Annotated in this window: 25 protein-coding genes and 2 tRNA genes; 11 read left to right on the plus strand and 16 right to left on the minus strand. The window is 68.1% G+C overall.

Annotated features, from left to right (window positions below):
• Positions 1–11: 11 nt before the first annotated feature.
• Positions 12–563 (minus strand): YbaK/EbsC family protein, encoded by a 552-nt coding sequence (locus M1L60_RS44220; protein ID WP_253243635.1) that lies wholly within the window; start codon positions 561–563, stop codon positions 12–14.
• A gap of 67 nt (positions 564–630) precedes the next feature.
• Between M1L60_RS44220 and M1L60_RS44225 the strand changes: the two genes are divergently transcribed.
• Complete coding sequence (locus M1L60_RS44225) at positions 631–1,104, plus strand: hypothetical protein (RefSeq protein ID WP_253243613.1); 474 nt, start codon at positions 631–633, stop codon at positions 1,102–1,104.
• On the opposite strand, the gene M1L60_RS44230 is transcribed toward M1L60_RS44225, so the two are convergent.
• The 10 genes from M1L60_RS44230 to gyrB all read right to left on the minus strand — a co-directional run bounded on the left by M1L60_RS44230 (position 1,082) and on the right by gyrB (position 10,385).
• Positions 1,082–1,480 (minus strand): NUDIX domain-containing protein, encoded by a 399-nt coding sequence (locus M1L60_RS44230; RefSeq protein WP_308208632.1) that lies wholly within the window; start codon positions 1,478–1,480, stop codon positions 1,082–1,084. The genes M1L60_RS44225 and M1L60_RS44230 overlap by 23 nt on opposite strands.
• Positions 1,481–1,609: 129 nt before the next feature.
• Positions 1,610–2,902, minus strand: a complete 1,293-nt coding sequence (locus tag M1L60_RS44235; RefSeq protein ID WP_253243614.1) for a class I SAM-dependent methyltransferase — start codon at positions 2,900–2,902, stop codon at positions 1,610–1,612.
• Between the two features lie 109 nt (positions 2,903–3,011).
• The gene (locus tag M1L60_RS44240; protein WP_253243615.1) at positions 3,012–3,545 is read right to left on the minus strand and encodes a helix-turn-helix domain-containing protein; all 534 of its coding nucleotides are present in this window, start codon (positions 3,543–3,545) and stop codon (positions 3,012–3,014) included.
• Between the two features lie 58 nt (positions 3,546–3,603).
• Complete coding sequence (locus M1L60_RS44245) at positions 3,604–4,329, minus strand: DUF6461 domain-containing protein (RefSeq protein ID WP_308208633.1); 726 nt, start codon at positions 4,327–4,329, stop codon at positions 3,604–3,606.
• An 89-nt stretch (positions 4,330–4,418) separates the two neighbouring features.
• Positions 4,419–4,491: transfer RNA gene (locus M1L60_RS44250), tRNA-Ala, on the minus strand.
• Between the two features lie 15 nt (positions 4,492–4,506).
• Entirely contained in the window at positions 4,507–4,635 is a 129-nt protein-coding gene (locus M1L60_RS44255; RefSeq protein ID WP_253243616.1) for a DLW-39 family protein, read from the minus strand.
• A gap of 158 nt (positions 4,636–4,793) precedes the next feature.
• Positions 4,794–4,867 (minus strand) — tRNA-Ile (locus M1L60_RS44260).
• Between the two features lie 80 nt (positions 4,868–4,947).
• Positions 4,948–5,805 carry a DUF3566 domain-containing protein gene (locus M1L60_RS44265; protein WP_253243617.1) on the minus strand — a complete coding sequence of 286 codons (858 nt, stop codon included), beginning with the start codon at positions 5,803–5,805 and terminating at the stop codon, positions 4,948–4,950.
• A 3-nt stretch (positions 5,806–5,808) separates the two neighbouring features.
• Complete coding sequence (gene gyrA, locus M1L60_RS44270) at positions 5,809–8,316, minus strand: DNA gyrase subunit A (RefSeq protein WP_253243618.1); 2,508 nt, start codon at positions 8,314–8,316, stop codon at positions 5,809–5,811.
• 116 nt (positions 8,317–8,432) lie between these two features.
• Entirely contained in the window at positions 8,433–10,385 is a 1,953-nt protein-coding gene (gyrB, locus tag M1L60_RS44275) for a DNA topoisomerase (ATP-hydrolyzing) subunit B (RefSeq protein WP_253243619.1), read from the minus strand.
• A 552-nt stretch (positions 10,386–10,937) separates the two neighbouring features.
• Here gyrB and M1L60_RS44280 point away from each other — a divergent pair.
• The gene (locus M1L60_RS44280; RefSeq protein ID WP_253243620.1) at positions 10,938–11,501 is read left to right on the plus strand and encodes a hypothetical protein; all 564 of its coding nucleotides are present in this window, start codon (positions 10,938–10,940) and stop codon (positions 11,499–11,501) included.
• Positions 11,502–11,651: 150 nt separating this feature from the next.
• Here M1L60_RS44280 and M1L60_RS44285 read toward each other — a convergent pair whose 3' ends face one another.
• From M1L60_RS44285 to dnaA, 5 genes are all read right to left on the minus strand, one after another.
• Positions 11,652–12,128, minus strand: a complete 477-nt coding sequence (locus M1L60_RS44285; RefSeq protein ID WP_253243638.1) for a DciA family protein — start codon at positions 12,126–12,128, stop codon at positions 11,652–11,654.
• A 541-nt stretch (positions 12,129–12,669) separates the two neighbouring features.
• Entirely contained in the window at positions 12,670–13,800 is a 1,131-nt protein-coding gene (recF, locus tag M1L60_RS44290; RefSeq protein ID WP_253243621.1) for a DNA replication/repair protein RecF, read from the minus strand.
• Positions 13,801–13,807: 7 nt separating this feature from the next.
• A complete protein-coding gene (gene gnd / locus M1L60_RS44295; protein ID WP_253243622.1) occupies positions 13,808–14,680 on the minus strand; it encodes a phosphogluconate dehydrogenase (NAD(+)-dependent, decarboxylating) in 873 nt (290 codons plus the stop codon).
• 39 nt (positions 14,681–14,719) lie between these two features.
• Entirely contained in the window at positions 14,720–15,853 is a 1,134-nt protein-coding gene (dnaN, locus tag M1L60_RS44300) for a DNA polymerase III subunit beta (protein ID WP_253243623.1), read from the minus strand.
• A 1,498-nt stretch (positions 15,854–17,351) separates the two neighbouring features.
• Positions 17,352–19,091, minus strand: coding sequence for a chromosomal replication initiator protein DnaA (gene dnaA / locus M1L60_RS44305; protein WP_253243624.1), 1,740 nt, complete (start codon positions 19,089–19,091; stop codon positions 17,352–17,354).
• 593 nt (positions 19,092–19,684) lie between these two features.
• Here dnaA and rpmH point away from each other — a divergent pair.
• The 9 genes from rpmH to M1L60_RS44350 all read left to right on the plus strand — a co-directional run.
• Positions 19,685–19,822: a 50S ribosomal protein L34 gene (rpmH, locus tag M1L60_RS44310; RefSeq protein ID WP_221380940.1), complete on the plus strand. Its 138-nt coding sequence runs from the start codon at positions 19,685–19,687 to the stop codon at positions 19,820–19,822.
• A gap of 35 nt (positions 19,823–19,857) precedes the next feature.
• Positions 19,858–20,214, plus strand: coding sequence for a ribonuclease P protein component (gene rnpA / locus M1L60_RS44315; protein ID WP_253243625.1), 357 nt, complete (start codon positions 19,858–19,860; stop codon positions 20,212–20,214).
• Positions 20,211–20,468, plus strand: coding sequence for a membrane protein insertion efficiency factor YidD (gene yidD / locus M1L60_RS44320; protein ID WP_215795203.1), 258 nt, complete (start codon positions 20,211–20,213; stop codon positions 20,466–20,468). Before rnpA ends, yidD begins: the two co-directional genes overlap by 4 nt.
• A gap of 1 nt (position 20,469) precedes the next feature.
• Positions 20,470–21,504 (plus strand): membrane protein insertase YidC, encoded by a 1,035-nt coding sequence (gene yidC / locus M1L60_RS44325; RefSeq protein ID WP_253243626.1) that lies wholly within the window; start codon positions 20,470–20,472, stop codon positions 21,502–21,504.
• Between the two features lie 42 nt (positions 21,505–21,546).
• On the plus strand, positions 21,547–22,278 hold the full coding sequence (locus M1L60_RS44330; RefSeq protein ID WP_256518650.1) for a Jag family protein: 732 nt from the start codon (positions 21,547–21,549) through the stop codon (positions 22,276–22,278).
• A gap of 292 nt (positions 22,279–22,570) precedes the next feature.
• Complete coding sequence (rsmG, locus tag M1L60_RS44335) at positions 22,571–23,314, plus strand: 16S rRNA (guanine(527)-N(7))-methyltransferase RsmG (RefSeq protein WP_253243639.1); 744 nt, start codon at positions 22,571–22,573, stop codon at positions 23,312–23,314.
• Positions 23,315–23,707: 393 nt separating this feature from the next.
• Positions 23,708–24,916 carry a ParA family protein gene (locus tag M1L60_RS44340; protein ID WP_438862220.1) on the plus strand — a complete coding sequence of 403 codons (1,209 nt, stop codon included), beginning with the start codon at positions 23,708–23,710 and terminating at the stop codon, positions 24,914–24,916.
• Positions 24,913–25,956 carry a ParB/RepB/Spo0J family partition protein gene (locus M1L60_RS44345; RefSeq protein WP_253243628.1) on the plus strand — a complete coding sequence of 348 codons (1,044 nt, stop codon included), beginning with the start codon at positions 24,913–24,915 and terminating at the stop codon, positions 25,954–25,956. The genes M1L60_RS44340 and M1L60_RS44345 overlap by 4 nt, the downstream gene beginning before the upstream one ends.
• A gap of 627 nt (positions 25,957–26,583) precedes the next feature.
• On the plus strand, positions 26,584–26,842 hold a 259-nt coding region (locus M1L60_RS44350), incomplete at its 3' end, for a hypothetical protein (RefSeq protein ID WP_253243629.1).

Genomic DNA, 26,842 nt, shown 5'->3' on the forward strand with positions numbered 1-26,842 from the left:
CACGTGAAACGTCAGACGACCAGCTTGGCCAGGTCCTCGATCACCTCGGCGCCCGGCAGCGCGCCCAGGGCCGGGCCGGCAATCGCGATCTTGCTGGCCCGCAGGCCGGAGCCGACGATCACATGCGGCGTGGCCGCGACCCGGGCATCGACGAGGATCGGCCAGTCGGCGGGCAGACCGATCGGGGTGATGCCGCCGTACTCCATGCCGGTCAGGCGGACCGCCTCGTCCATCGGCGCGAAGCTGCACTTGCGCACGTCGAGGCGCTTGCGGACCACGCCGTTCACGTCGGCCCGGGTGGTGGCCAGGATGATGCAGGCCGCGTAGCGAACCGTCTCGCCCCGCTTACCGGCAATGATCACGCAGTTGGCCGAGACGTCCAGACCCACGTCGTACGCCTCGCAGAAGGCCGCCGTGTCGGCCAGGCTCGCGTCGATCGGGGCCACCAGCACCTGGTCGGCGTCGATCGGCGCGTCCTCGGGCCAGACCGCGAGGGCCTTGGCCACCGGGTCGGCCAGCAGGTCGGGGCGGGACTGGGCGGGCTCGAGCTTCAGGCTTCCCATCACGCCCGCCATCCTGTCACGTCGGCTTTCCTCAGAATCGGGGCGCGGCTGCCGACCTTCTGAGGGTGTGAGGGAGAGACGCGAAGGACGGATCGGGACCGTCAGTGGGCTGGCCCTTCTGGCCGGCGGCACCGCCATGGCCGCATCGGTCGGCGGCGATCACCAATCGCTGTCGGCGACCCTGTTGCTGGGTACCCTCGCCCTGGTTCTCGGCCACTCCCTGATCGATGAGATCAAGCGTCAGGCCCGCCGCGTCTCGGGCGGCTGGACCCGCACCGACACGATCAACTCGGTCCTGCTCGGGCTCTGGACCGAACTCGCGCTGGTGTCGAGCATCCTGGTGCTCGACACGGTCGCGACCCGCGCGGTCGGGCTGGCCCTGGCCGCCTCGTACGCCGCCGCCTGCGGCTACTTCGTCACCGAACGCCGCCGGGCGATCGCCGCGCCCGCGCCCGCCCCCGCCTCGGATCTGCCGCAGCACCGCCACCCCGGCCACACCGCGACGGCCCCGGAAGAGATCAGCTCGGCAGAACCACGATGATCGGGGGCACCGGGACGCCGCCGTTGGTCTCGGTGGGCAGTTCCGGCGCCGGCAGCCAGTCGAGCCCCAGCGCCTCGGGCCCGGATCCGTCGTCCGAACCGAGACGCGGCTCGCCGTCGGCCACGGTCACCGAGAACACCGAGGTCATGCCGGACGGGTACGGCATCTCGAGCACGTAGCGGGCGTCGCTGACCACCAGGCCCGTCTCTTCGAACACCTCCCGCCGCACGGCCTGCTCGGCGGTCTCCCCGGGTTCCAGACCACCACCCGGCAAGGTCCACCACTCACCGCCACCGGATCGGCGACTGCGCTCGTGCACCATCAGTACGCGCCCGTCCCGCACGATCACGGCGGCGGCCCGTTTTCGTTCGCTCACGTGACGCAGGCTAACCGGCTCCGCGCCCGTTCCGCATGCCACCTTCCAGCGCTGTGGTTAACGTCCACTTTCGTTCCCTCGCAAGGGATCGCGGACCGACCATTGAGGACAAATTGCTGACCGAACCGATCAGACCGCGTAGTCACTGCGCGTGGGTGGCATGTCCGCCGCTCCGTCACGGTGATCCTTCACGGCGAGCACCTGATTGACCCCGATGCGGGCCTGCTCGAAGGCGAGGGCCGAGGCCGCCATGTAGAGCCGCCACACCCGCGCCCGGCCCGGGCTGGTCAGGTTCACCGCGGCCGACCAGTTCGCTTCCAGGTTGGCGACCCAGGCCCGCAGGGTGCGGCCGTAGTGCTCGCGCAGCATGTGCACGTCCCGCACCTCGAAGCCGGCCTGCTCGAGCAGGGTCACCGTGGTGCCGGCCGGGGCCAGCTCACCGTCCGGGAAGACGTACGCGTCGATGAAACCGCGCGCCTGGTGCGGCTGCTTCGGCGGCAGGTGCAGCCGGGAGATCTGATGGTTGAGCAGCCGGCCACCCGGCTTGAGCTGGGCATAGAGGATCGAGGCGTATTCCGCGTACGGCTCCGTGCCGACGTGCTCGGCCATGCCGACGCTCGAGATGGCGTCGTACGGCCCGTCCTCGAGGTCGCGGTAGTCCTCGACCCGGATCTCGACCTGACCGGTGAGCCCGGCCTCGGCGACCTGCTTGCGGGCGTACTCGGCCTGCTCGGTCGACAGGGTGATGCCGACGACCTGGACGCCGTACTCGCGGGCGGCGTGGATGGCCAGGCTGCCCCAGCCGCAGCCGACGTCGAGCAGCCGCTGACCGGGCCGCAGGCCGAGCTTGCGGCAGATCAGGTCGAGCTTGTCGCGCTGCGCGTCGGCCAGGCCGTAGCCAGGCTCGTCCGACATCCAGTACGCGCACGAATAGACCATGCTCGGGCCGAGGACGAGCCGGTAGAAGTCGTTGCCGACATCGTAATGATGACTGATCGCCTGCCGGTCACGGCGCTTGCTGTGCCGAGCGCCGGTCACGACCATCTCTTCCGGCGGAGGCTTGGGCTGGGTGCCGAGCACGCCGAGGCGTACGAGATCACCCGCCACGTGCCGCATCGGCACGTCCTTGACGTCGGGTGCCCGCCAGAGCAGCGCGGACAGGCGATGGAGGGCGTCGTAGAAGTCGCCCTCGACGTCGAGCTCGCCCGCGACGTACGCGCGGGCCAGGCCCAGCTCGTTGGGCTGCCACATCAGCCGGCGCAGCGCGCGGCGATGCCGGATGACCAGCACCGGGGCGTCGACCGGGCCGGCGGTCGAGCCGTCCCAGGCCCGGATGCGTACGGGTAAGGGGGTCTGCAGAAGCGCCTCGAGAACGCTCTGCAGCTTCGAAGCGGTCGTGGTGTGGGGGATGGTGGTCGGCATCGGAACCTCCCGGGCGCAGCTTCGCGCAACCGAATCATGGAAACCGATTCACTATCCGCCCGACGCGGGCAGTTACATAAGACCCTTTTATAGTTTTGTGATCGAGGACTCACACTGCGCGCATGACCCGCTCCAGGCTGGTCACCCGCAAGGGCCGGGCCTGGTCACGGCGGCTCTCGGCGAAAGCGTCGAGCACGGCCCGACGCTCCCTTTCGGACAGTACGCCGGCGAACGGCGAAGCCGAACGCAGTCGCACCGCATACTGGGCGGGCGACGTCAACGCCTCGACCACCGGCTCCGGCGCCCCGGCCAGCAGGACGTCCCAGCGCTCCCACTCGGGCCCGTCCGGCTGGAGGCGGCGCAACCGGCGCAGATTGATCTCGGCGATGGCCAGCACCGCCGACGGCTGGGCGGTGAACCGGGCCGCGATCGCCTGATGCAGCCACAGCTGCTCGAGCTCGGCCCGGGTCAGCACGGGGTGGATCAGCGCCTCGACATCGGCCCGCCGCACCCGCCGGTTCGACCCGAGGCTGACGTACGGCAGCAGCCCGCGCGCACAGAGGTCGAGCACTCGGCGCCGCGAGAATCGGAGCAGGATCGCGGCCTCACCGATGCTCAGCAGATCAGTCGTACGGATCGTCACACGTGGATGTTGGCCCGCCCTGAACCCCCGTGCAACAACCGAACGGCCATTGACTCTTTCACTGACCGGTCGGCCCCCGACTGAACCGATAGGTCGACTCCTCGAGCACCGACAACTCCACCGGCACCCCCGTCAACCGCTCAGCCAGCGCGAACCCCGCCTCGACCCCGCTGCCACCAACCGCTTTGATCACAGGCGCCAGCTCACCCGCCCGCACACCTGTCGGTGCCACTTTCGCCCGAGGATCGAACTCGAGCTGCGTGATTTCGTCTTCCAACACCAGGAACCGCTGACGCCCGTCCAGCGCCCGATACAGGCAGACCACGGTCGAGCCCACAGACAGCGCCTTCAGCAACTCGTCGGCTTCCCCCAACCGCCCGTTGTCCTCGACAACCAACGACCAGTCCGCATCAAGCCGCGTAACCCCGAAGTACAACGGCCCGCCGCTCACGCGTTCCCCGTCCCCCGCCCCCACCATCTGCTGCCAAAGAATCCGCTCGAGCTCCTTAGCACCCATGCGCTCGATCACCAGCGCCGGCCAAGCCTTGGAAACCCAAACAAAACAGAACCCCTTATCAAGGTCCCGAACCCCCCGAAACCACTGATAGTCCCCCGCCACAGCCAGCCGCCCACCCGCAACCAACGAAGACGAAGACTCAAGCGACGCAGACACAGCCCCAGACCCCGAAGGCGAAGCCGAGACACCCCCAGAAGCCGAGCCCCCAGGCTTCTCCCCCGCTCGCGAACACCCAGCGAGCAGCCCACCCACCATCAGCCCAAACATCACCCGACGCCGCACGGCCGCCAGTAGATCAAACCCCGTTCCCAGAACACAAAAAATCCCCCCGGCTAACCCGGAGGGATCAACATCTGTGGAGCCCAGGGGACTTGAACCCCTAACCCCCGCCTTGCAAAGGCGGTGCTCTGCCAGTTGAGCTAGGGCCCCCAACGCAACCCGAACCTACCGAAGGTCAGGCGCCGTAGTCGCCTCATGCCAAAGCGCCCGCTCATCGCTGGAAGCCCGGACCTTCTTGAACACCAGAGTAGCCGCCCCAACCACAGCAGCCACAACAAGAAGCTTCTTAAACACGCCTACCAACCCCTCACGCGTAGGTCCCGGCCCCCCACCGCAACCAAAGCACCTGCGTGCCCACCGCACCGTGGGGTTTCAGGGGGCTCGGCCCCCTGAGAAGGCATTACGGGGAACCCAGGTCCGCGCTTTTGGCGGACAGGGTTCCCCGTTTCCCGTGGGGCTAGCTGGAATCGAACCAGCGACCTCAGAGTTATCAGCTCTGCGCTCTAACCGACTGAGCTATAGCCCCTCAAGTGCGACACCGAAGGTTACCGCACCGGGTCGGGAGCCACCAAAACGGGGTGGCCCCCTTCCGTCCCTGCTTCTTGCTCAGTCCCGCTCGGCCAGGGTCAGCTCGACCCCGCCCACCAGGTCGGCGCAAACGTTGTAGATGAACGCGCCCAGCGTGGCCAGTGCGGTGAACAGCACGACGTTGACCGCACCGATCAGCATCGACGTGCCGATGACGCCCCAAGCGGTGATCTGGAACCCGCCGCTGGAGCCCGTGCTCTCGTTGCCGGTGGCGGTCACGAGCTCTTTGAGGCTGGTGTTGACCTCGCCCCACACGCCCATGGCGTCGAGGGCCAGGTAGAGCACCGACGTGGCCACGACGACGACGATGAACAGCACCACGGACACGGCGAACGAGAACTTCATCACGGACCAGGGATCGATCCGCTTGAGGTTGAGCCGGGCCCGCCGGGGGCCGCGGGCGGCGGCCGACGACACCGTGGAGCGCGCCGACCGGACGACCTCGGTGACCCGGGCCGCGCCGACGGCGGCCGAGCCGCTGGCCGCGGCCGCACCCTTGGCGTTGCCGCCGGCGGGGGCGCCGCCGGGCCGTTGCTGCGGGCCGGTGCCGGGCTTGCCGGCCGGCGGCACGCTGACCCGGCCCGAGCTGCTGCCGGGGGCCGCGCCCTTGCCCTTGGTGACGGTCGGCACGCTGGCCGACCCCTTCACCGCGGGCCCGGGCCGCTTGTCGGAGCCGTCGTGGTCGGCGGCCGGTTCACCGGGGGGCGGGGCCATGCCCGGGGCCCGGGTGAACTTGGGCGCGGACGGGGATTCGGCGGAGGCGGCGCCCCGGGCCGCTGCGTCGCGTCCGTTCGGGGCGGCGCCGTCTTTCTTGCCCGCCTCGTTCGGAGTCGACGAGCTCCCCGTGGCCCCCGACTTCGCCTGTGTCTCCGGCATCAACTAGTCCTGTTCGTCAGGCTCGTCGGCATTGCGAGCAAGCGCCACGATGGTTACACCTTCTGGGAGGTCCATCAGCTTGACCCCCATTGTGTTCCGATCCCGCGTGCGCCGTACAGGCTTCACGGGAGTCCGGATGACACCACCATTGCTGGTGATGGCAAATAGTTCATCCTCCGGGTCGATCACGAGAGCCCCCACCAGTCCACCACGACGTTCCGTGATCTTCGCGGTGAGGACGCCCTTGCCGCCCCGGCCCTGCACGGGATACTCCTCGATCGGTGTCCGCTTCGCATACCCGCCGTTGGTGGCGACCAACACATCCATACCCTCCCGAACCACTTCCATGGCCAGGAGCTCGTCGTCGCCGCTGAAGCGCATACCGATGACACCCGAGGTGGCCCTACCCATAGGACGCAGCGCATCGTCGGTTGCGTTGAATCGGATCGCCTGGGCGTGCTTGGAGACCATCAGCAGATCGTTCTCCGGAGCCACCAGCGCAGCGCCCACCAACTCGTCGTCCTCCCGCAGGTTGATGGCGATGATGCCACCGCTGCGGTTGGAGTCAAATTCCTCGAGCCGGGTCTTCTTCACGAGGCCATTCTTGGTGGCGAGCACAAGGTAGGGCTCTACCTGGTAATTCGGGATCTGGATGACCTGGGCGATGTGCTCGTCGGGCTGGAACGCGAGCAGGTTCGCGACGTGCTGTCCCTTGGCCACGCGGGCCGCCTCGGGCAGCTCGTAGGCCTTGGCCCGGTAGACCCGGCCCTTGTTGGTGAAGAACAGCATCCAGTCGTGCGTGGAGATCACGAAGAAGTGCGACACGATGTCGTCCTGCCGCAGCGTGGCGCCGCTGACACCCTTGCCGCCGCGCCGCTGCGACCGGTAAAGGTCGACCTTCGTGCGCTTGGCATAACCAGTTCGTGTGATCGTCACCACAACGTCCTCGCGCGTGATGAGGTCCTCCATGGAGACCTCGCCATCGAACGGGATGATTTGGGTGCGCCGGTCGTCGCCGTACTTCTGGACGATCTCGCCGAGTTCCTCGGAGACGATGGCCCGCTGCCGCTCTGGCTTGGCCAAAATGTCCTTGAGGTCGGCGATCTCGATCTCGATCTTGGCCAGCTCGTCGATGATCCGCTGCCGCTCGAGGGCGGCCAGCCGGCGCAGCTGCATGTCGAGGATCGCGGTGGCCTGCACCTCGTCCACGTCGAGCAGCTGCATCAGGCCCTGACGGGAGTCCTCGACGGTGGGCGAGCGCCGGATCAGGGCGATGACCTCGTCGAGCATGTCGAGCGCCTTGACCAGACCGCGCAGGATGTGCGCGCGCTCCTCGGCCTTGCGCAGGCGGTACGCGGTGCGCCGGCGGATGACCTCGATCTGGTGCTCGACGTAGTAGAGGATGAACTGCGCCAGGTTGAGCGTGCGCGGCACACCGTCGACCAGCGCCAGCATGTTGGCGCCGAACGTCTCTTGCAGCTGGGTGTGCTTGTAGAGGTTGTTCAGCACGACCTTGGCCACCGCGTCCCGCTTGAGGACGAGGATCAACCGCATTCCCGTACGACCGGAGGACTCGTCGCGGATGTCGGCGATCCCGGTGAGCTTGCCCTCCTTGACCAGCTCGGCCACGCGCTCGGCGAGGTTGTCCGGGTTGACCTGGTACGGCAGCTCGGTGACGACGAGGCAGGGGCGCCCTCGCGCATCCTCCTCGACCTCGACCACGGCCCGCATGCGGATCGAGCCGCGGCCCGTGCGGTACGCGTCCTGGATCGCCTGCTGTCCGACGATCAGGCCGTAGGTCGGGAAGTCGGGGCCCTTGACGATCTCGAGCAACGCCTCGAGCACGGTCGGCTCGTCGGCCTCGGGGTGGTCGAGCACCCACTGCACGGCGGCCGCGATCTCGCGCAGGTTGTGCGGCGGGATCTTGGTGGCCATGCCGACGGCGATGCCCTCGGAGCCGTTGACCAGCAGGTTCGGGAACCGGGCAGGCAGGATCGTCGGCTCTTGCGTACGGCCGTCGTAGTTGTCCTGCATGTCGACGGTGTCCTCGTCGATGTCCCGCAGCATCTCCATGGCGAGCGGCGAGAGCTTCGACTCGGTGTACCGCATGGCGGCCGGCGGGTCGTTACCCGGCGAGCCGAAGTTGCCGTTGCCGTCGATCAGCCGGTAGCGCAGCGACCACGGCTGGCCCATGCGGACCAGGGCGTCGTAGATCGACGAGTCGCCGTGCGGGTGGTAGTTGCCCATCACGTCGCCGACGACGCGCGCGCACTTGACGTAGCCGCGGTCCGGGCGGAAGCCGGAGTCGTACATCGCGTACAGGATCTTGCGGTGTACGGGCTTGAGGCCGTCGCGGACGTCGGGCAGCGCGCGGCCCACGATCACGCTCATCGCGTAGTCGAGGTAGGAGCGCTGCATCTCGACCTCGAGGCCGACGGGTTCGACCCGCTGGGCCACGCTGCCGGTGTCCGGGGCCTCGTCGCCGTCGGGCGTCTCGGGAGTGTCAGTCACTGTTAACCCTTACTCAAGGTGAAACCAGACATGTACGACGAAACTACGCATCCTGCTGTGGATAACGTTGTGGAAAGCCCGGGGACGCTGTGGATACAGCTCCCCCGGGCGGCCATCTAGATGTCGAGGAACCGCACGTCCTTGGCGTTGCGCTGGATGAACGAGCGCCTCGCTTCCACGTCCTCACCCATCAGCACGCTGAAGAGCTCGTCGGCCACCGCGGCGTCGTCGAGCGTCACCTGGCGTAGCGTCCGGGTGGCCGGGTCCATCGTCGTGTCCCACAGCTCCTGGAAGTTCATCTCGCCGAGACCCTTGAACCGCTGGATGTCGTCGGGCTTTGCGTTCGCCTTCTTCTGCTGACGCAGCGCGATCAGACCGTCGCGCTCGCGGTCGGAGTAGGCGTACTGCGCGTCGTCGCCCCGCTTGTTCCACTTGATCTTGTAGAGCGGCGGCGCGGCCAGGTAGACGTGACCCATCTCGACCAGCGGCCGCATGAAGCGGAAGAGCAGGGTCAGCAGCAGCGTCTGGATGTGCTGGCCGTCGACGTCGGCGTCGGCCATCAGCACGATCTTGTGATAACGCAGCTTGGCCGCGTCGAAGTCCTCGTGGATGCCGGTGCCGAGCGCGGTGATCAGCGCCTGGACCTCGTTGTTCTTGAGCACCCGGTCGATGCGGGCCTTCTCGACGTTCAGGATCTTGCCGCGAATCGGCAGGATGGCCTGGATGCGGCTGTTGCGGCCCTGCTTGGCCGAGCCGCCGGCCGAGTCGCCCTCGACGATGAACAGCTCGGACTCACGCGGGTCGGTCGACTGGCAGTCGGCCAGCTTGCCCGGCATCGAACCCGACTCGAGCAGCGACTTGCGCCGGGCCAGCTTGCGCGCCTGCTGCGCGGCGATGCGGGCGCGGGCGGCCTGGTCGGCCTTGGTGATGATCTGCTTGGCCTCGGCCGGGTTGCGGTCGAACCAGTCGGCCAGCTGCTCGTTGGCCACGCGCTGCACGAAGCTCTTCATGTCGGTGTTGCCGAGCTTCGTCTTGGTCTGGCCCTCGAACTGCGGGTTGGCCAGGGTCACCGAGATGATCGCGGCCAGGCCCTCGCGGATGTCCTCGCCGGAGAGGTTCTGGTCGCCCTTGAGCAGCTTCTTGTCCTTGCCGTACCGGTTGACGACACCGGTCAGCGCGGCGCGGAAGCCCTCTTCGTGGGTGCCGCCCTCGTGGGTGTTGATGCGGTTGGCGAACGTGTAGACCGACTCGCCGTACGACTCGTTCCACTGCATGGCGATCTCGACCGCCATGCGGGCCTCGTTGTCCTCGGCCTGGAACTCGACGACGGTCTTGTGGATCGCGTTCTTGGTCGCGTTGAGGTGGCGCACGAAGTCGGCGATGCCGTTCTCGTACATGAAGACGACCTTGCGGGGCTCGCCGTTCTCGTCGGCCGACTCGGCCCGCTGGTCGGTGAGCTTGATCGTCAGGCCCCGGTTGAGGAAGGCCATCTCCTGCAAGCGGCGGTAGATCGTCTGCCAGTCGAACTCGACGGTCTCGAAGACGGTCGGGTCGGGCCAGAACTGCACCATGGAGCCGGTCTTGTCGGTGGTCTCGCCCTTCTCGAGCGGACCCGGCAGGGACGCCGTGTAGTGCTGGCGCCACACGTTCCCGGACTTGTTGATCTCGACGAACATCTTGGTCGAGAGCGCGTTCACGACCGACACGCCGACGCCGTGCAGACCCCCGGAGACCGCGTACGCCTTGTTGTCGAATTTGCCGCCGGCGTGCAGCACGGTGAGCGCCACCTCGACGCCCGGCTTCTTGAGCTTGGGGTGCAGGTCGACCGGGAAACCACGGCCGTTGTCAGTGACCGACACGCCGCCGTCGGCGAGCAGCACCACGTCGATGGTGTCGCAGTAGCCGGCCAGGGCCTCGTCGACCGCGTTGTCGACGACCTCCCAGACCAGGTGGTGCAGACCCCGCTCGCCGGTGGAGCCGATGTACATGCCCGGGCGCTTGCGGACAGCCTCGAGCCCCTCCAGCACGGTGATCGACTCGGCGCCGTATTCCTGCTTGTTCTCTGCCACCCTCGGCCACTTTCTCGCACCAGGCCTGGTGAGGCCCCGCACGGGGACGGCGGGCACACCGGCGGACGGAGGGCAGGGTGAGCCACAGATGACAACCCGCGGGGAGGAGCGGACCACCGGTGGAACCGTGCTCGCCGGTCGCCGCGGAGGCCCGCGGATCGTGATCGGCTGGAAAAACCGCGTAGCGTGACGACAGCAGTCCGATTCGTCCATGAGGACGCCAAACCGCAACCGTTGCGCAGAGGTTTTCCCGGTCTCCGTCGATTCTACTCCGCTGAGGCGAGTTGGCGAGGGTCCGGCACCCCTTCCGGGTGCCTCAGATTGCCGTAGCCGGATCGGGGGCCGCTCCCAAGTCTCCCCCTACACGGAGCGGGGGCCCCGCGCAACGGCAAGTGATCCGGCGGCCGCACCCCGCCGCGCGCCTTCCACCGGTCGCCGCCACGCACTGCGACACTGCCTCCCGGCGACAGGGGTTCGTGTCGTAACCTCTGCCCGCGCGGGCCGGTGAGGGCCGGACGGCCGCGCCGCAGGTCGAGGAGGGGTGGCCCCCACATGGCTCATGACAAGGGGCTGGACAACGTCGCGGTGCACTGGCCGCGTACGAACCAGTACTACGATCCGGTGGCTCCCGCCGAGTTCGTCGACTTCGGGGCGATCGCCGACGCGCCCGAGATCGCCGCGCCCACCGGGGCCTTGGCGCTGCACATCGCCAAGACCGGGTCGGTGCGCGCCACGGCGTACACCGAGCTCGTGGATCTTCTGCTGGGGCTCGAGGGCGTGCTCTACGCCACCGACGCCGCGGCCGAGGACGAGGACCCGGTGATCGACCCCGACGGCTGCGCGTGGATCGCCGGCGGCCTCGAACGCTTCGTCGAAGGCCACGAGGGCGGCGATCTGGTCACTTTCGACTCGGTGGCGCAGGTGATGCGGAACGCGATCGCCGCGGGACGGCTCGCTGAACAACAGCTACGTTGGCTCGACCAGCGGCTGGCCGCCCTGCGCGACGAGGCGGGGAACGCGCCGCACTGGAGTTTCGCCCGGTCCGAGCTCGCCGTCCTGGCCGGCTTCTACCGCCGCTGCGCCGAGCGCGGTTATGCGGTCTTCGCCGATTATTAGGGGCAAAAGCCGGATTTCGTAGCGGGGTGGTGGGTGACCGACCGCTGCTCCCGCCGAGGGGCCTGGGCGGGCTGAGCTGGCCGCTGGCGCGTCCAGGGCGCTCACCCCACCCAGGCCGGCGTGCGTGAGTGGTTGCGCCCTCTCAGACCCTCAGCCGTAGGTGTCGCGCGGGCCGCGGCCCTGCACCCGGCGCGGGCCCTTGTTCCAGGACGGGGCGGCCGGGCCGTGGATGTTCATCTTGGTGACGACGTTGTGGCCGACCTCGCCGGCGATGTTGCGCAGCAACTTGGCGTTGAGCAGGCGTAGCTGGGTGGCCCAGGCGGTGGACTCGGCCTCGACCGTCAGGACGCCGGCGTCGAGCTTCACCGGGCGGCAGTGCTTGGCGATCTCGGGGCCGACGACCTTTTCCCAGGCGCCGAAGACCGTGGCCTCGGCCTTGGGGCGTTCCCAGCCTCGGGCTTTCATCAAGCGTTGCAGCATGTCGCCGAAGAGCTGGGGATCGCGCGGGTCCGGGCCCGGGCCCGAGTAGCCCCGCAGTCGGCGGCCGCTGCCCTCGCCCGAGCCGCCGGGGCGGCGCCGGGGGTTGCGGGCCGCCGCGTCCCGGCGCTTGGCCAGCGCGGCGTCCAGGACCGCCCGGGCGAGTTCCGGTCCGGACGCACCATCACCCGCGTCGGCCGCGCCCGGCGCGTCGAGTTTCGGCTCGGCCGTGCCCGGCGCATCCGGCTTCGGCTCGGCAGCGTCCCGCGCTTTCGACCCGTCGGTGTTCGGCCGGACGCCACCGAGATCGCCCTCAGCGCCCCCCTGCGGCCGCGGAACGCTGCCACCCGACACCCGGCCACGGTTCGGCCGCGACGAGGCGTCAGAGGCGATCTCGTCGCGAACTCGAAGGTGCGTGTATTCGGCCGGGCCGGGGTCGTCGTAGGCGGGGGGCTCGGACGTGTACCAGCCGTCGTCGATGTCGCCCAGTTCCTCGCGGACCAGGCCCTGGGGATCGGCCTGTGGATAAAAGCGCTCGGCTGTGGACGGCGGGCGGTGCTCGCGCACGAGGTCGTCGCGTTCGCCGCGGGACAGGTCGGCACGGCGCTCGCGGGCCAGGCCCTCGTGGCGCTCGCGGACGAGTTCGTCGTGCAGCTCGCGGCGGTCGCGCGCGGGGCGGGGCTCCTGCTCGTCAGACGGCACGATCCACCGTACCTGTGGAAACGTCGTATCGAGCCCCGCGCAGGGCGGCCGGCACATCCTCGGGGACGGCGCACGTGACCAGCAGCTGGGCCGCGTCCGAGACGAGCGCGGCCAGCCTCTCCCGGCGACCGGCATCGAGTTCGGCGAAGACGTCGTCGAGCACCAGCACCGGCTCGATCCCGTCCGAGCGCAGCAGGTCGTAGCCGGCCAGCCGCAGGGCGAGGGCGAACGACCAGGACTCGCCGTGACTCGCGTAGCCCTTCACCGGCAGGTCGCCCAGAGCCAGCGTCAAATCGTCGCGATGGGGGCCGACCAGGGTGGTGCCCCGCTCGATCTCGGCCGGGCGCCGCTCCTCCAACGAGGCCAGCAGCGCCTGCTCGAGCGCCGAGCGGTCCGGCACGAGGCCGTCGCCGAGCTTGGCCGCGTACGCGATGGAGGCCGAGGCCTTGCCGGCCGCCACCGCGTCGTAGGCCTTGGTCAGGTGCGGCCCGAGGGACGCGGTGAGCTCGAGCCGGCCGGCCAGCAGTTCGGCGCCGTGATGGGCGAGGTGCTGGTCCCAGACGGCGAGCGTGGAGAGATCCTGCCCGCGGTTGCCGCCGACCTTGCGGGTCAGATAGGCCGTGCGCAGCAGGGCGTTGCGCTGCTTGACCACACGGTCGTAATCGGACCGCACCCCGGCGAAGCGGGGCTGGCGGGCGACGAGCAGATCGTCGAGGTAGCGGCGGCGTTCGGACGGGTCGCCGCGGACGAGTTCGAGATCCTCGGGGGCGAACAGCACCATGCGCAGAGCGCCCAGCACCTCGCGCGGGCGGCGCACCGGCGACCGGTTGAGCCGCGCGCGGTTGGCCCGGCCGGGAACGATCTCGAGTTCGACCAGCAGCTCGCGTCCTTCGTGGACGATCGCGCAGCGGATCACGGCCGAGGCCGCGCCGGCCCGGACCAGCGGAGCGTCAGTGGCCACCCGGTGACTGTCCAGAGTGGCCACATAGCCCAGTGCTTCGATCAGGTTGGTCTTGCCCATGCCGTTCTGGCCGACCAGCACGGACACGCCGGGTTCGAGATCAACCGCCACTCGTTCGTAGGAACGGAAGTCGGTCAGCTCGACCCGGCGTACATACACGTGAGCCTCAGCGCTTGACGGCGTGGCCGCCGAACTGCTGGCGCAGCGCCGCCACCGCCTTCATGGCCGGCGAGTCGTCCTGACGGGACTCGAAGCGGTTGAAGATCGAGGCGGCCAGCACGTGGGCGGGCACGGCCAGACGGATGGCCTCGTCGACGGTCCAGCGACCCTCGCCGGTGTCGTCGACGTAGCCCTTGAGGCCGGACAGCGTCGGGTCCTCGTCGAGAGCCCGGTCGAACAGGTCGAGCAGCCACGACTTGACGACGCTGCCCTCGCGCCAGCTCTTGATGACAGCGGGCACGTTGTGGACGAGCTCGGAGGCGATGAGGATCTCGTAGCCCTCGCCGTAGGCCTGCATCATGCCGTACTCGATGCCGTTGTGGATCATCTTGGCGTAGTGGCCGGCGCCGTGCGTGCCGGCATGCGCGAAGCCGAACTCGCCGGCCGGCTTGAGGGCGTCGAAGATCGGCTGGACCTTGGCCACGTCCTCGGCGTCGCCACCGACCATCAGGGCGTACCCGTTGTCCTTGCCCCAGATGCCACCGGAGACGCCGACGTCGAGGTACTTGATGCCCTTGGGCTTGAGACGCTCGGCCCGCGGGCCGTCGTCGGTGAACTTGGAGTTGCCGCCGTCAATGATGATGTCGCCCGGCTCGAGCAGCCCGGCGAGCTCGTTGATGGCGTCCTCGGTGATCTGGCCGGCCGGGACCATGGTCCAGACGACTCGCGGAGCGGCGAGCTTCGAGACCAATTCGGCCAGGTTGGCGACGTCGCTGTTCTCCGGGTGGTGGTCGTAGCCGACGACTTCATGCCCTGCCGCGCGGATGCGGTCGCGCATGTTGCCACCCATTCGGCCGAGACCGATGAGGCCGAGCTGCATGGTGTTCCCCCTAGATGAGCAATTCTCTCAAGCCCAGTATCAGCGGGTTACCCGGATCGGCATGATCAGATAGCGGTATCCGGGCACGATTTCGCCGTTTTCGGATGCGGGGGAGATCACAGCGGGCTTGAATGCGTCGACGAACGAGAAGATCGCGTTCGGAGCGCCGAGGTTCTGTAGACCGTCGATGAGGTACTGCGGGTTGAAGCCGATCGTCAGCGGCTCGCCGGTGAACGAAGCCTCCATCGCCTCGCTGGCCCGAGCCTCTTCCGTCCCGCCCGCCTCGACGACCAGACCGTCCTCACTGAAGCTCAGCAGCACCGGGGTGGTGCGCTCGGCGACCAGGGCGACACGGCGGACGACCTCGACGAGGGCCGACACGACGATCTGGGCCTGGGCATTGCTGCTGGCCGGGAAGAGCGACCGCACCGGCGGGTAGTTGGCCCCGTCGAGCAGGCGGCTCGTCGTGCGGCGGGTGCCACCGGCGAAACCGATCATGCCCTCGCCCGCGTTGCCCTGGGCCAGCGCCAGCACCACCGAGCCGCCGAGCGGGCCCATGGTCTTGGCCGTGTCGTTCAGCGTCTTGGCCGGCACCAGCGCGTTGAGGCTGATCTCGGGGTCGTCCGGGTTCCACTCCATCTCGCGCATGGCGAGGCGGTAGCGGTCGGTGGCCAGCATGGCCATGCTCGTGCCGTTCAGCTCGATACGCACGCCGGTCATCATCGGCAGCGTCTCGTCACGACCGGCCGCGATAGCCACCTGGGCCACGGCGGCAGCGAACGAGGCCGCGTCGACCGTGCCGGCGCTCGACGGCATCTCGGGCAGGCTCGGGTAGTCCTCGACCGGCATCGTCGGCAGGGTGAACCGGGCGCTGCCGCAGACCAGCTCGAGGTGCGCACCGACGGCGGCGATGTCGACCGGCTTGGCCGGCAGGGCCTTGGTGATCTCGGCGAGCAGGCGGCCGGAGACGAGGGCGGCGCCGTCGGCGTCGGCCTGTACCTCGACGGTGACCTGGCTCGAGACCTCGTAGTCGAACCCTGAGACCTGCAGCTGGTTGTCGGTGACGCGCAGCATGACGCCGGCGAGAACCGGAACCGACGGCCGGCTGGGCAGGCTCTTCGCCGTCCAGGCCACGGCGTCGGCGAGTGCGTCTCGCTCCACCCGGAACTTCATGCTGTCCTCCGCGTCGCTTTCTCGTGTCGGGGCGTCGTCGACCCCTACGAACCTTATTCGTCGGGCCGAGAGTGGCCTAATCAGTGTGGTCCACCATCGTGACCGCTGACGAGCCGCCCTCGCTGCCCCTCGGTGTGCCGACTCCGGTGGTCCGGTCCTACGCGTGCCTGCCGTGCTCCGGCGATCCTGCTGGTTCCACTGCAACTTCTCAACGACGTCCTGCGGTCCGGGCTCCTGATGTCAGCCCCGGCTCTTGATCTCGGTGCGCTCTTCAGGAGCGGGACCGCTGACGAGCCGTCAGCGAACGATCCACAACTTCCACAACGCCGTTGATTGCTTTTTGTTTTCTATAGAGAGATAACTAGTCGTCTTCATCGGTCCTGTGCACACTGTGGAGAACTTACGTTCTTGCAGGTCAGAGAGTTATCCACCGGTGATTCACATGTGGGAAACCAGGGTACAAACCCCGGTCTGTGTCCACAGTCAGCGAGCCGACCGAGGGTTGTCCACCGCTATCCACCGGCTATCCACCGCTTATCCACCGGGTTTGTCCCCCGGTCTGTGGACAGCGAAGGGACGCTCCCGGCCCGTCGTCCCCAGAGTCTTCAACAGGAAATCCACACGCTTCCACAGGCGGTGGAAATCTGAGTGACTCTCCGTGTCTGTCCACATCGATTTCCCCAGGGTTCGTCCACATCTGTGGATCCAGCGGTCGGCGGTTGTCCACCGCTGGGGACAACGCCTGTGAATTCCTGTGGATTAGTGTGGACAACGTTGGCACGAAACGGTTTCGTCCCGGCGTTGACAAACCCTGGGTGGGGATGGGTGGCGTTGGCGGCCACGATCGGGTCGTGTGGTGAGTCATTCGTGTCGCTGGGCTGTGGATAACTCGGGGGTCTGAGCGGGCGGCTCTGTGCACAACCTGTGGACAAATGCGGAGGAATGCTGGAAATTACCCCAGTTGAGGGACGCCGGACCGTGTGGATTGAGATCGGGTTCGGTATCTGGCGGTGGCGCTGCATCGTCGGCCCGGGTCGCCTGGCCGCTGTCGGAGGCGGGCTGTGGGGATCGGTAGGAGTGGCTTGCCGGGGGCTGACCGGGCCTGTGGACAAACCGGGGATCGGGCCGTCTAGCTGGGTGAACAGGCTGTGGAGAAGCTGGCCGGTGGAGTTTGTCCACAGGGCTGGGGCGGCCTTGGGGCGGGCGCTCGTCCACATCCGCGTTGGCCTTGTCTGACCGTTGACTTGTGAGGGAGCTGTGTCGGGCCCGCCGGGCGCCGGCCTGTGCACAATCACGTCGCCGGTCGCCGGTCGCCGGTCGCCGGTCGCCGGTCGCCGGTCGCCGGTCGCCGGTCGCCGGTCGCCGGTCGCCGGGGACTGTGGGCCCGGCTTGGCGCGTAGGCGTTTGGAGAGGCGTTGACGGGCTGGGCGGAACCCGGCCGGACCTAATACCTCACACCCGCGTACTTGATATGAGGTCTGGTCTTCCGTTTGATGCGTCAGGTGTTCTGTTTGATGCGGTTGGTCAGCTCGGCGATCTGGTTGTAGAGCGACCGGCGCTCGGCCATGTGCTGGCGGATCTTGCGGTCGGCGTGCATGACCGTGGTGTGGTCGCGGCCGCCGAAGGCCTGGCCGATGCGGGGAAGAGAGAGTTCGGTCAGCTCGCGGCACAGATACATGGCGACCTGGCGGGCGTTGACCAGCACACGGGAGCGGGAATGACCACGCAGGTCCTCGAGCGAGACACCGAAGTAATCGGCCGTCGAGACCATGATCTGGTCAGCCGTGATCTCGGGGCCGGCGCCGTCGGGCATGAAGTCGCGCAGCACCTCTTCGGCCAGCGAGAGCTGCACCGGCGAGCGGGTCAGGCTGGCAAAGGCGGTGACCCGGATGAGGGCGCCCTCGAGTTCGCGGATCGAGTTGGAGACGCGCGACGCGATGAATTCGAGCACGTCGGCCGGCGCGTACATTCTTTCCTGGGCGGCCTTCTTCTGCAGGATCGCGATGCGCGTTTCCAGGTCGGGCGGCTGGATGTCGGCCAGCAGGCCCCACTCGAAACGCGTGCGCATGCGGTCTTCGAGCGTGGCCAGCTGGCGTGGCGAACGGTCGGAGCTGATGACGATCTGCTTGTTCGCGTTGTGCAGGGTATTGAAGGTGTGGAAGAACTCCTCCTGCGTGCGCTCGCGGTTCTCCAGGAACTGGATGTCGTCGATCAGCAGAATGTCGACGTCGCGGTAGCGCCGCTGGAAGGCCTGCGTCTTGTCGTCACGCAGGCTGTTGATGAAGTCGTTGGTGAATTCCTCGGTGGAGACGTAGCGGACGCTGCGCGCGTGGCCGAGGGTGGTGGCGTAGTGACCGATCGCGTGCAGCAGGTGGGTCTTGCCCAGACCGGAACTGCCGTAGATGAAAAGCGGGTTGTACGCCTTGGCCGGTGATTCGGCGACGGCGACGGCGGCCGCGTGCGCGAAACGGTTGGACGAGCCGATGACGAACGTCTCGAACATGTACTTCGGGTTGAGACGGTTGCCGTCGTTGGTGCCGCGCGGGTTGCTGCTCGGGCGGATGTCGACCGGCGAGCGGCCGGGGCCGTTGTCGCCGCGCATCTGCAAGGTGTCGTCACGCGGGTCGCTGCCGCCGTGCATCGGCGGGCGGTCGTCCAGCCGGCGCTGGTTGTCCCGGCGCTGAGAGTCGTCCATGCCATTGTCAGTGACGTGTGTCACTGGGTTGCCCATCCGCGCTACCGGAGCCGGCTGTGCGGGCATCGGGTCGCCGAAGAGCGCCTCCTGGCCGCCGCGGGCGGTGGGGACGCCCCGGGGATAAGTGGGCTGCTGGGCCGAACCGGTCGGATAGCCGTCGTAGGCCGGCGCCTCGGGCTGCCGGGGTGGATCGGCGTAATGCCGGGGCTGAGGTTCGCCGGCCTGGTCGGCTTCCGGCTCGACCGGAGTGCCGTAGACAGTGCCGGGCAGACCGGACCCGTCCTCCGGCGGCTTGACCGTCACCGCGACCTGGATCGGGCGGTTCAGCCGGCGGCTCAGCGCCTCGGTGATCGCGGGGCGCAGGCGGGACTCGATGACGTCGCGGGTGAAGGCGTCGGGCACGGCGAGCAGAGCCGTGTCCTCGACTATGGCGCGTAACTGAGTCAGCTGCAGATAGGCACGCTGCTGACGCGACGAGATCTCGTCGGCCAGTTCATCCAGCGTCGCCTTCCACACACCGCTCAGGTCGACCTGATCGGCCACCGCCGCGCCACCCCCATCGCCACCGACCCCCGGTGGACCTCAGTCCGGCTACCGCCTTGCCCGCCGACGCCGCTGACGGCGCTCGGCGGTTCCCCCCAACCCAGCACCACATTTAACGTGCTTGAGACGTTCGGCGCCACCGGCTATCCACAGGTTATCCACAACCTGTGCACGCCCGGCGGACGCTCCCCGGCCGGATGGTCGGCAGACTTCCGGAGCCTGGTACGGCGCGGTTCGACAGGCTCATCGTGGCGAACGATTCACCTGCTCGTCTGGTTCTGGCCGACCCCTCGTGGTATGCGGACAGCGTTGCGGCTGACCAGCAAACGGGCACGCTAACAGCGATCTCGGCGAACCATCAACTCCGCCCGGGGGCGGCAAGGGCCCGTCCGCAGGAAAAGATTCACTACCTGTGTAGAAAGACCAAGCCGGTCACCGTGTGGGTGACAGGGCATCGGCGTGCCGGAACAGGCTATGGTTGACCGGCGTGGCCGCCCTGCGTAGGGTCGAGCGGTTGCTCCGCCGCGCTCTGCTAAAGTGGCGTCTTGCAGCTTTGATGCCCCCTGGATGTCGTACGAAGACGGAGTTTTGACGTGAGCAAGCGCACTTACCAGCCGAACAACCGCCGGCGTGCCAAGACCCACGGCTTCCGGCTGCGCATGCGCACCCGGGCCGGGCGCGCCATCCTCGCCTCGCGCCGTACCAAGGGCCGCGACAAGCTGTCGGCCTGAGCCGACGGCTGTCGGGCCGGAATGCCCAGGTAGTCGTGCTGGCCACGGCGCAGCGACTGCGACGTAGCGCCGACTTCGCCGCAGCGATTCGCGGTGGTCGTCGGGCCGGCCGGGGCACGGTTGTCGTTCATCTGCTTCTCGAGGAGCCGGCGCAAGCCCCAGCGGCGCGCGCCGGCTTCGTCGTATCCAAAGCCGTCGGCAATGCGGTGATCCGGAACAAGGTCCGGCGCCGTCTGCGGCACCTGGTGCGTCCCCTGCTCGGCGAGCTGCCCACGGGGTCGACGCTGGTGGTGCGCGCATTGCCGGCCGCGGCCGAGGCGTCGTCGGCGACTCTCGGCACCGACCTCAGCGCCGCCCTCGCGTCGGCGCGCAAACCTAGGCGACCGCGATGAGCCTGCTTGCCCGAGTGCTGACGGCGATGGTGGTCGCGTACCGTCGTTATGTGAGTCCGGTGCTACCGGCCCGCTGTCGGTTCTATCCCTCGTGCAGCGCGTACGCCCAGGAAGCGCTGGCGCGTCACGGTGCTGTGAAAGGGACGGGTCTGGCGGTCTGGCGGCTCCTGCGCTGCCACCCCTTCCACCCCGGCGGGTACGACCCGGTACCTGACCCGATCCGTCACCGTCCTGCCGATGTGACTGGAGCCTGAATTGAGTCTCGACTGGATCTACTTCGCCATTTCGTGGATCCTTCTGCGCTGGCATTCCCTCTGGGACTTCATCGGGGTTCCTGACGGCCGGTTCCTCGGTTCGAACTGGTCGTGGGTGCTGGCGATCGTGTTCCTGGTGGTGACCGTCCGGGTCATCCTCTTCCCCGTCTTCGTCAAGCAGATCAAGAGCCAGCGGGCCATGCAGGCGCTGCAGCCCAAGGTCAAAGAGCTGCAGGAGAAGCACAAGGGTGACCGGGAGACGCTCCAGAAGGAAATGATGGAGCTCTACAAGACCGAGAAGGCGAACCCGCTCATGGGCTGCCTTCCGATGTTCTTGCAGATCCCCGTCTTCCTCGGTCTCTTCCACGTCCTTCGTCGGCTCAACCCCGACAACCAGGGCAAGACCCTGTACGGCTGGACGGTCGAGCAGTTCGAGAGCGCGACCCACGCCTCGCTGTTCACGGCGCCGCTCGCCGGCAAGTTCGGCTCCACGGCCCAGGAGCTCTCGGCCCTGCAGGCCAACGGCACCACGGTCAAGATCATCGCCGGCATCCTGGTGCTGATCATGATGTCGACGACCTACCTGACCAGCCGTCAGATGATCCTCAAGACCGGCTGGGCCGAGGACCCGCAGCAGAAGATGATCCAGCGCCTGATGCTCTACGGCATCCCGGCGTCGCTGCTCATCTCCGGTGCGCTGTTCCCGATCGGCGTCATCATCTACTGGGTCACGAACAACCTGTTCACCCTGGGTCAGCAGCAGTGGGTGCTCCGCAAGTTCCCGCCGCCGCCCATGGCCAAGAAGCCCGGCTCGGCCCCGGCCCGCCCGTCCGGCCCGCCGGTCAAGAAGCCGGCCGGTGGCGCCGCCCCGAAGAGCCCGGTGCAGCCCGGCCGCAGCGGTGGCCTGTTCGGCAAGAAGTCGCAGCCCGAGCCGCCGGCCCCGGTTGTCGAGACGAAGGCCCTGGCGCCCAAGCCCGGTGCCAAACCGGTGAATCCCAAGAAGGGCGCCCGGCCGGCGAGTAAACCCAAGGGATGATCGCGGCCCGGGTGTTCGTTCGCGGACGCCCGGGCGCTCCCCTTGCCGATACCTCCCCACGGCCCGGCCGACCGCCGATGCTGCCGCGGGAACAGCGGACCGCGCAGGTCCGGCCCGATTGAGTACGGAGATGAGACCGTGACCGACACCAGCACGCCCGAATCGTCAGTCTCCGAGTCGTCCTCGTCCGAGGCTGCTTCGACTGCCACCTCGACGGACGCCTCGGCTGGCGCTTCGACGGAGGCCGCGACTGGCGCTTCGACGGAGGCTTCGACCGCCGAAGAGACCAAGACATCGGAGACCGTTGCTTCTGACGGCGACCTGTTCCGCCAGAGCGAGATCGCCGCTGACTACATCGAGGGTCTGCTGGACATCCTTGACTACGACGGCGACATCGATGAGCTCGTGTCGGCGGGCCGGCCGATGGTCGAGGTGGTCGGGGGCCGGCTGCAGCCGCTCGTCGGCCAGCGCGGCGCCACGCTGGAGGCCCTGCAAGAGCTGACCCGCTTGGCGATCTTCCGGGCGACCGGTTCGCCCTCACGCCTGCTGCTCGACATCGGCGGCTACCGGGCGTCGCGCCGCAAGGAACTGGCCGCGGTGGCCCGCAACGCGGTCGAGAAGGTCAAGGAGCACGGCGACCCGGTGCGGCTCGAGCCGATGTCGGCCTTCGAGCGCAAGTGCGTGCACGACGTGGTCAACGCGATCTCCGGCGTGCAGAGCGAGTCGGAGGGCGTGGAGCCCAGCCGCCGCATCGTGGTGCGTGTGGCCGACTGAGATGACTGACCCACGCTTCGGCGCGGGGGACGCCGGCCCGGGTGAGAATTCGCCCGGGCCGGATTCTTTCCCGGCCAGAAACCCCGTCCGCCGGGCCGGTCGTCGGCCGATCGCTTTTCCTGGACGTTCCTCAGGCGCGCGGTCTTCTGCCAGTTCGTCCGACTCTGAAATTCCGGGTGATGCTGCGTTCGTCGCTGACCCGTCGGAGTCCGGAGGTGCGGTGATTGGCACGTCAGCCGCGGCCGCTGCCGGTGCGGTGGTGAATGCCTTGCCGCCTACGGCCGGTGGGGTGGTGAATGCCTCGCCGCCGGCGGAGATCGCTGCGGTTGCGGCGGAGGTCTTCGGTGATCGGCTGGGGCTGGCGGTGGACTATGCCCGTCTGCTGATGACGGACGGCGTGGTGCGCGGCCTCATCGGCCCTCGGGAAGCTCCCCGCATCTGGGAACGCCACCTGGTGAATTGTGCTGTGGTGTCCGAGATCATCCCTATCGGCGCTTCGGTGGTCGACGTCGGGTCTGGTGCCGGTTTGCCCGGTATCGTGCTGGCAGTGGCTAGACCGGACCTGCACATCACGCTGGTCGAGCCGCTGGCACGACGCACCGCATTCCTGTCGGAAGCGGTGACCGCTCTTGGTCTCGAGGCGACCGTCACGGTCGTCCGGGGCCGCGCCGAGGACGTTGTCGACGGACCCCCCGCCGACGCCGACGTCGTCACCGCGCGGGCGGTCGCCCCGCTCGACCGGCTTGCCGGTTGGTGCCTGCCGCTGGCCAAGGTCGGCGGGAGGTTGTTGGCGCTCAAGGGAGCCACAGCTGCCGAGGAGGCGGCGGAACACCGTGACGCGGTGGCCGCCCTGGGCGGGGCCGAACCGGTGATCCGGTTATGCGGAGAGGGTCTGATCGACCCCCCGACGACGGTGATCGAGGTCGTCGTGCAGTCGAGGCCGAAGCCGTCCACCCGGGCGGCAGGCCCGGGGCGCGGCGCGGGTGGGAAATCCGGCGGTCGATCCTCGGGCCGGAGGAGTTCGCGGAGGGGATAGATGTCCAAGCGGGGCGCTCGCAAACGGAATGCCAAGGCGAGGCGTCCCGATCAGGGCCTTCCGCGCCCCGCCAGTGCACCGTCAGCCGATGTGGCCGGTGGTTCTGCGACCGGAGTGACGACTGCCCCTGACGGAGCGTCAGGGGCAGGCTCAGCGGGTCGACGGGGCGTGACGATTACTTTCTCGGACGGCTCCATGGCGGCCCCTTTTTCGAGTGCCGCCGGGTATGAGACCGAACTGTCTGTGATGCACCCGCCCTATCAGGCGGTCGGCCATGGCGACGCACGCCCGACCCCCGTAGGCTTGCCGGGCGTCGATAGTCTGGACCGGCCTTCTGCCGCCGGAACGCAGGTGTCGCCGACCGACCCGTTCCTCACTAACAGGGATAAAACGGTGCATGAGTACGGTGTTTCACGTGAAACCAAGTCATCTCTCGACCGCGATCGCGCGTCGGGTGCTGGCGTGAGCGGTCATGGTGGCGCCTTGAACACCGGCGAGCAGGGCGTGCCGGCGCCTCGATATCCCGCGGGTGGCCAAATCTACGGTTCGCCGCAACCCGGCACCTCCGCGCCCGCGCCTCGTTCGGAATCCTCGGGCGTAGGCAGCACACCGGTACCCGTCTCGGCCGCTCCGGTCTCTGCGTCGCCCGTTTCGGGGAGTCCCGTGTCCCCCGCCGATGCCCCGTTGGGGCCGGACGAGCATGTTTCACGTGAAACGCCGGTACGGGATGAAGACGATCCGCCACTAGCCATGGAAGCGTTGCGAGCTGTGCAGATCCTCAACCCGAGCGGCGAGATCACCATGCCGCGTCCGGACCACCCGAGGGTGCTCTGCGTCGCGAACCAGAAGGGCGGCGTCGGTAAGACGACCACGACCGTGAACCTGGCAGTGGCTTTGGCGCTGCACGGCAACCGTGTGCTGGTGGTCGATCTTGACCCGCAGGGGAACGCGTCAACCGGCCTTAACGTGCCTCACCACGCCGGCGTGCCCGACGTGTACGACTGCCTGATCGACAACGTGCCGTTGTCCGAGGTGGCGCAGCCGGTCGAGGGCATCCCGAACCTGTGGTGCGTACCGGCGACGATCGACCTGGCCGGCGCGGAGATCGAGCTGGTCTCGGTCGTCGCGCGCGAGTCTCGGTTGGCTAGGGCCATCGCAGCTCACCCCGAGCAGTTCGACTACGTGTTCATCGACTGCCCACCGTCGCTGGGGCTGCTGACGGTCAACGCCCTGTGCGCGGCGCAAGAGGTGCTGATCCCGATCCAGTGCGAGTACTACGCGCTGGAAGGCCTGAATCAACTGATCAACAACATCAACCTCGTACGGCAGCACCTGAACCCGACCCTGGACGTCTCGACGATCCTGTTAACCATGTATGACCGCCGTACGCGGCTGGCCGACGCGGTCGAGCAGGACGTGCGCAACCACTTCGGGACCAAGGTGCTCAACGCCGTCATCCCCCGAAACGTGCGGGTTTCGGAGGCTCCTAGCTATGGGCAGTCCGTGATGACCTACGATCCGGGTTCACGGGGCGCGACCAGCTACTTCGAGGCCGCCCTGGAGATCGCGATGCGTGGGGTCAACACGGGAGGCACCGCATGAAGAACCGTCCCCGGGGCGGACTGGGTCGAGGCCTGGGCGCCCTGATCCCCACGGCGCCGGCCGCGGCCCCTGTTGCCGAGGCACCGGCCGCGGCCCCTGTCGCTGAGGCGCCGCCGCCGGCCGCCGTGCCAGCGCCGACCGCGCCGCCGGTCTCACCGCCTGCGCCTGTTTCGCGTCCGGCTTCGCCGGCCGAGGACTTGGCGCCGGTTCCGGGAGCTCGCTTCGCCGAGATCGACGTCACCTCGATCGAGCCGAACTCGAAGCAGCCGCGTCACGTCTTCGACGAGGAGGCGCTGGACGAGCTCAAGACCTCGATCCAGGAGGTCGGCTTCCTCCAGCCGATCGTCGTTCGTGAGCTCGGTGAGGACCGCTACGAACTGGTCATGGGTGAGCGCCGCTGGCGAGCCGCCCAGGCCGTCGGCCGCGAGAAGATCCCCGCGATCGTGCGCGAAACCCGCGACGACGCGATGCTGCGGGACGCGCTGCTCGAGAACATCCACCGCGCCAACCTGAACCCGCTCGAAGAGGCGGCGGCCTACCAGCAGCTGCTCGAGGAGTTCGGGGCAACACACGAAGAGCTGGCCAAGCGGATCGGTCGCAGCCGCCCGCAGATCTCCAACACGATTCGACTGCTGAACCTGCCGGCCCCGGTGCAGCGTCGGGTCGCGGCCGGAGTGCTGTCGGCCGGCCACGCTCGGGCGCTGCTCGGCCTGGACGACAGCGAGGCCCAGGAGAAGCTGGCGCTGCGGATCGTGGCGGAAGGCCTTTCCGTACGGGCCACCGAGGAACTGGTATCGCTGGCGATCGCCGACGGCCCGGCCAAGAAGGCGGCGCCGAGTCGCCGGCCCAAGGTCCATGCGCCCGCCCTGAACGACTTGGCCGAGCGCCTGTCCGACCGCTTCGACACCCGAGTCAAGGTCGACATCGGCCGCAACAAGGGCAAGATCACGATCGAGTTCGCCACGGTGGACGACCTTGAGCGCATAGTAGGCATGATCGGCGTCGAAGAAGAGGGCGTCACCAACAACACCGAAGAGTAGTCCTCAACCAATCTCTTTCACATTCGGGGCCCGCGACAACCGCGGGCCCCGAATTTGTTTCCGAACGGCCAGCCTTATATCGGCTATCGTCGTCGCCATTCGGAGGCACCCCGCCGTTTAGTGCCGTGTCGAGTTCTGTCAGAGCCATTCTCCTGGGATTTCGGGCCGTTGCCCACAGACGCGGTCAGCCATTTCTAACACCCGTTTTGCCCCGTTCTGGCCCGTCGACGGTCCGGGAGTTGCGACAGAGCGCTTGTCTGTATTGTTGTCATCGTGATGCACCAACTTCGTATTGCCTTTATGTAGCAACATCATGCTCTTTGTTTGGCTACTCTGCTGTAGTGCAGGGGGAAGGGCAATTCGGGCGCCGCGGTCAGGGTGTTCTGGAGGACTGCACGCGTGCGGCGTTCCGTCTTCCTTGGCTTGGTGCCACGTAGGAGTGTTCTGGATAGCCGGCGGAGGCAGCGTGCTAGTGAGCATTGCGACTAACCGGCAGGTCGTGTGCTTACTGCGAGACGGTCACTCGCCACCGCGACTCACCCTTCGAGCACGCGGCTGATAGGTCCGCATTCCGACCGCACCAAAGCCCGATGTGTCCGCAGACCGATTCGGACAGGGCGGGCCTAGATGTCGACCGGCGGCCAGACCTTCCCCGGCCAGCAGATCGCCTCTTCACGGCGCCAGAAACGAGACAGGTATCAGCGCCTCGCGAAGATCTGTGAACTGAGCAGCCCGTTCCGCTCAATCGAGTCGCTAGCAAGATGCAACGCCAACCGACGAACCATTGAGCCGCTCGCCGCTCGCCGCTCGCCGCTCGCCGCTCGCCGCCCGTCGCCCGTCGCTCGCCGCCCGTCGCTCGCCGCCCGTCGCCCGCCGCCCGCCGCCC

Source organism: Paractinoplanes aksuensis (genome assembly GCF_024137025.1).
In the GTDB taxonomy this organism is placed as follows: domain Bacteria; phylum Actinomycetota; class Actinomycetes; order Mycobacteriales; family Micromonosporaceae; genus Actinoplanes; species Actinoplanes aksuensis.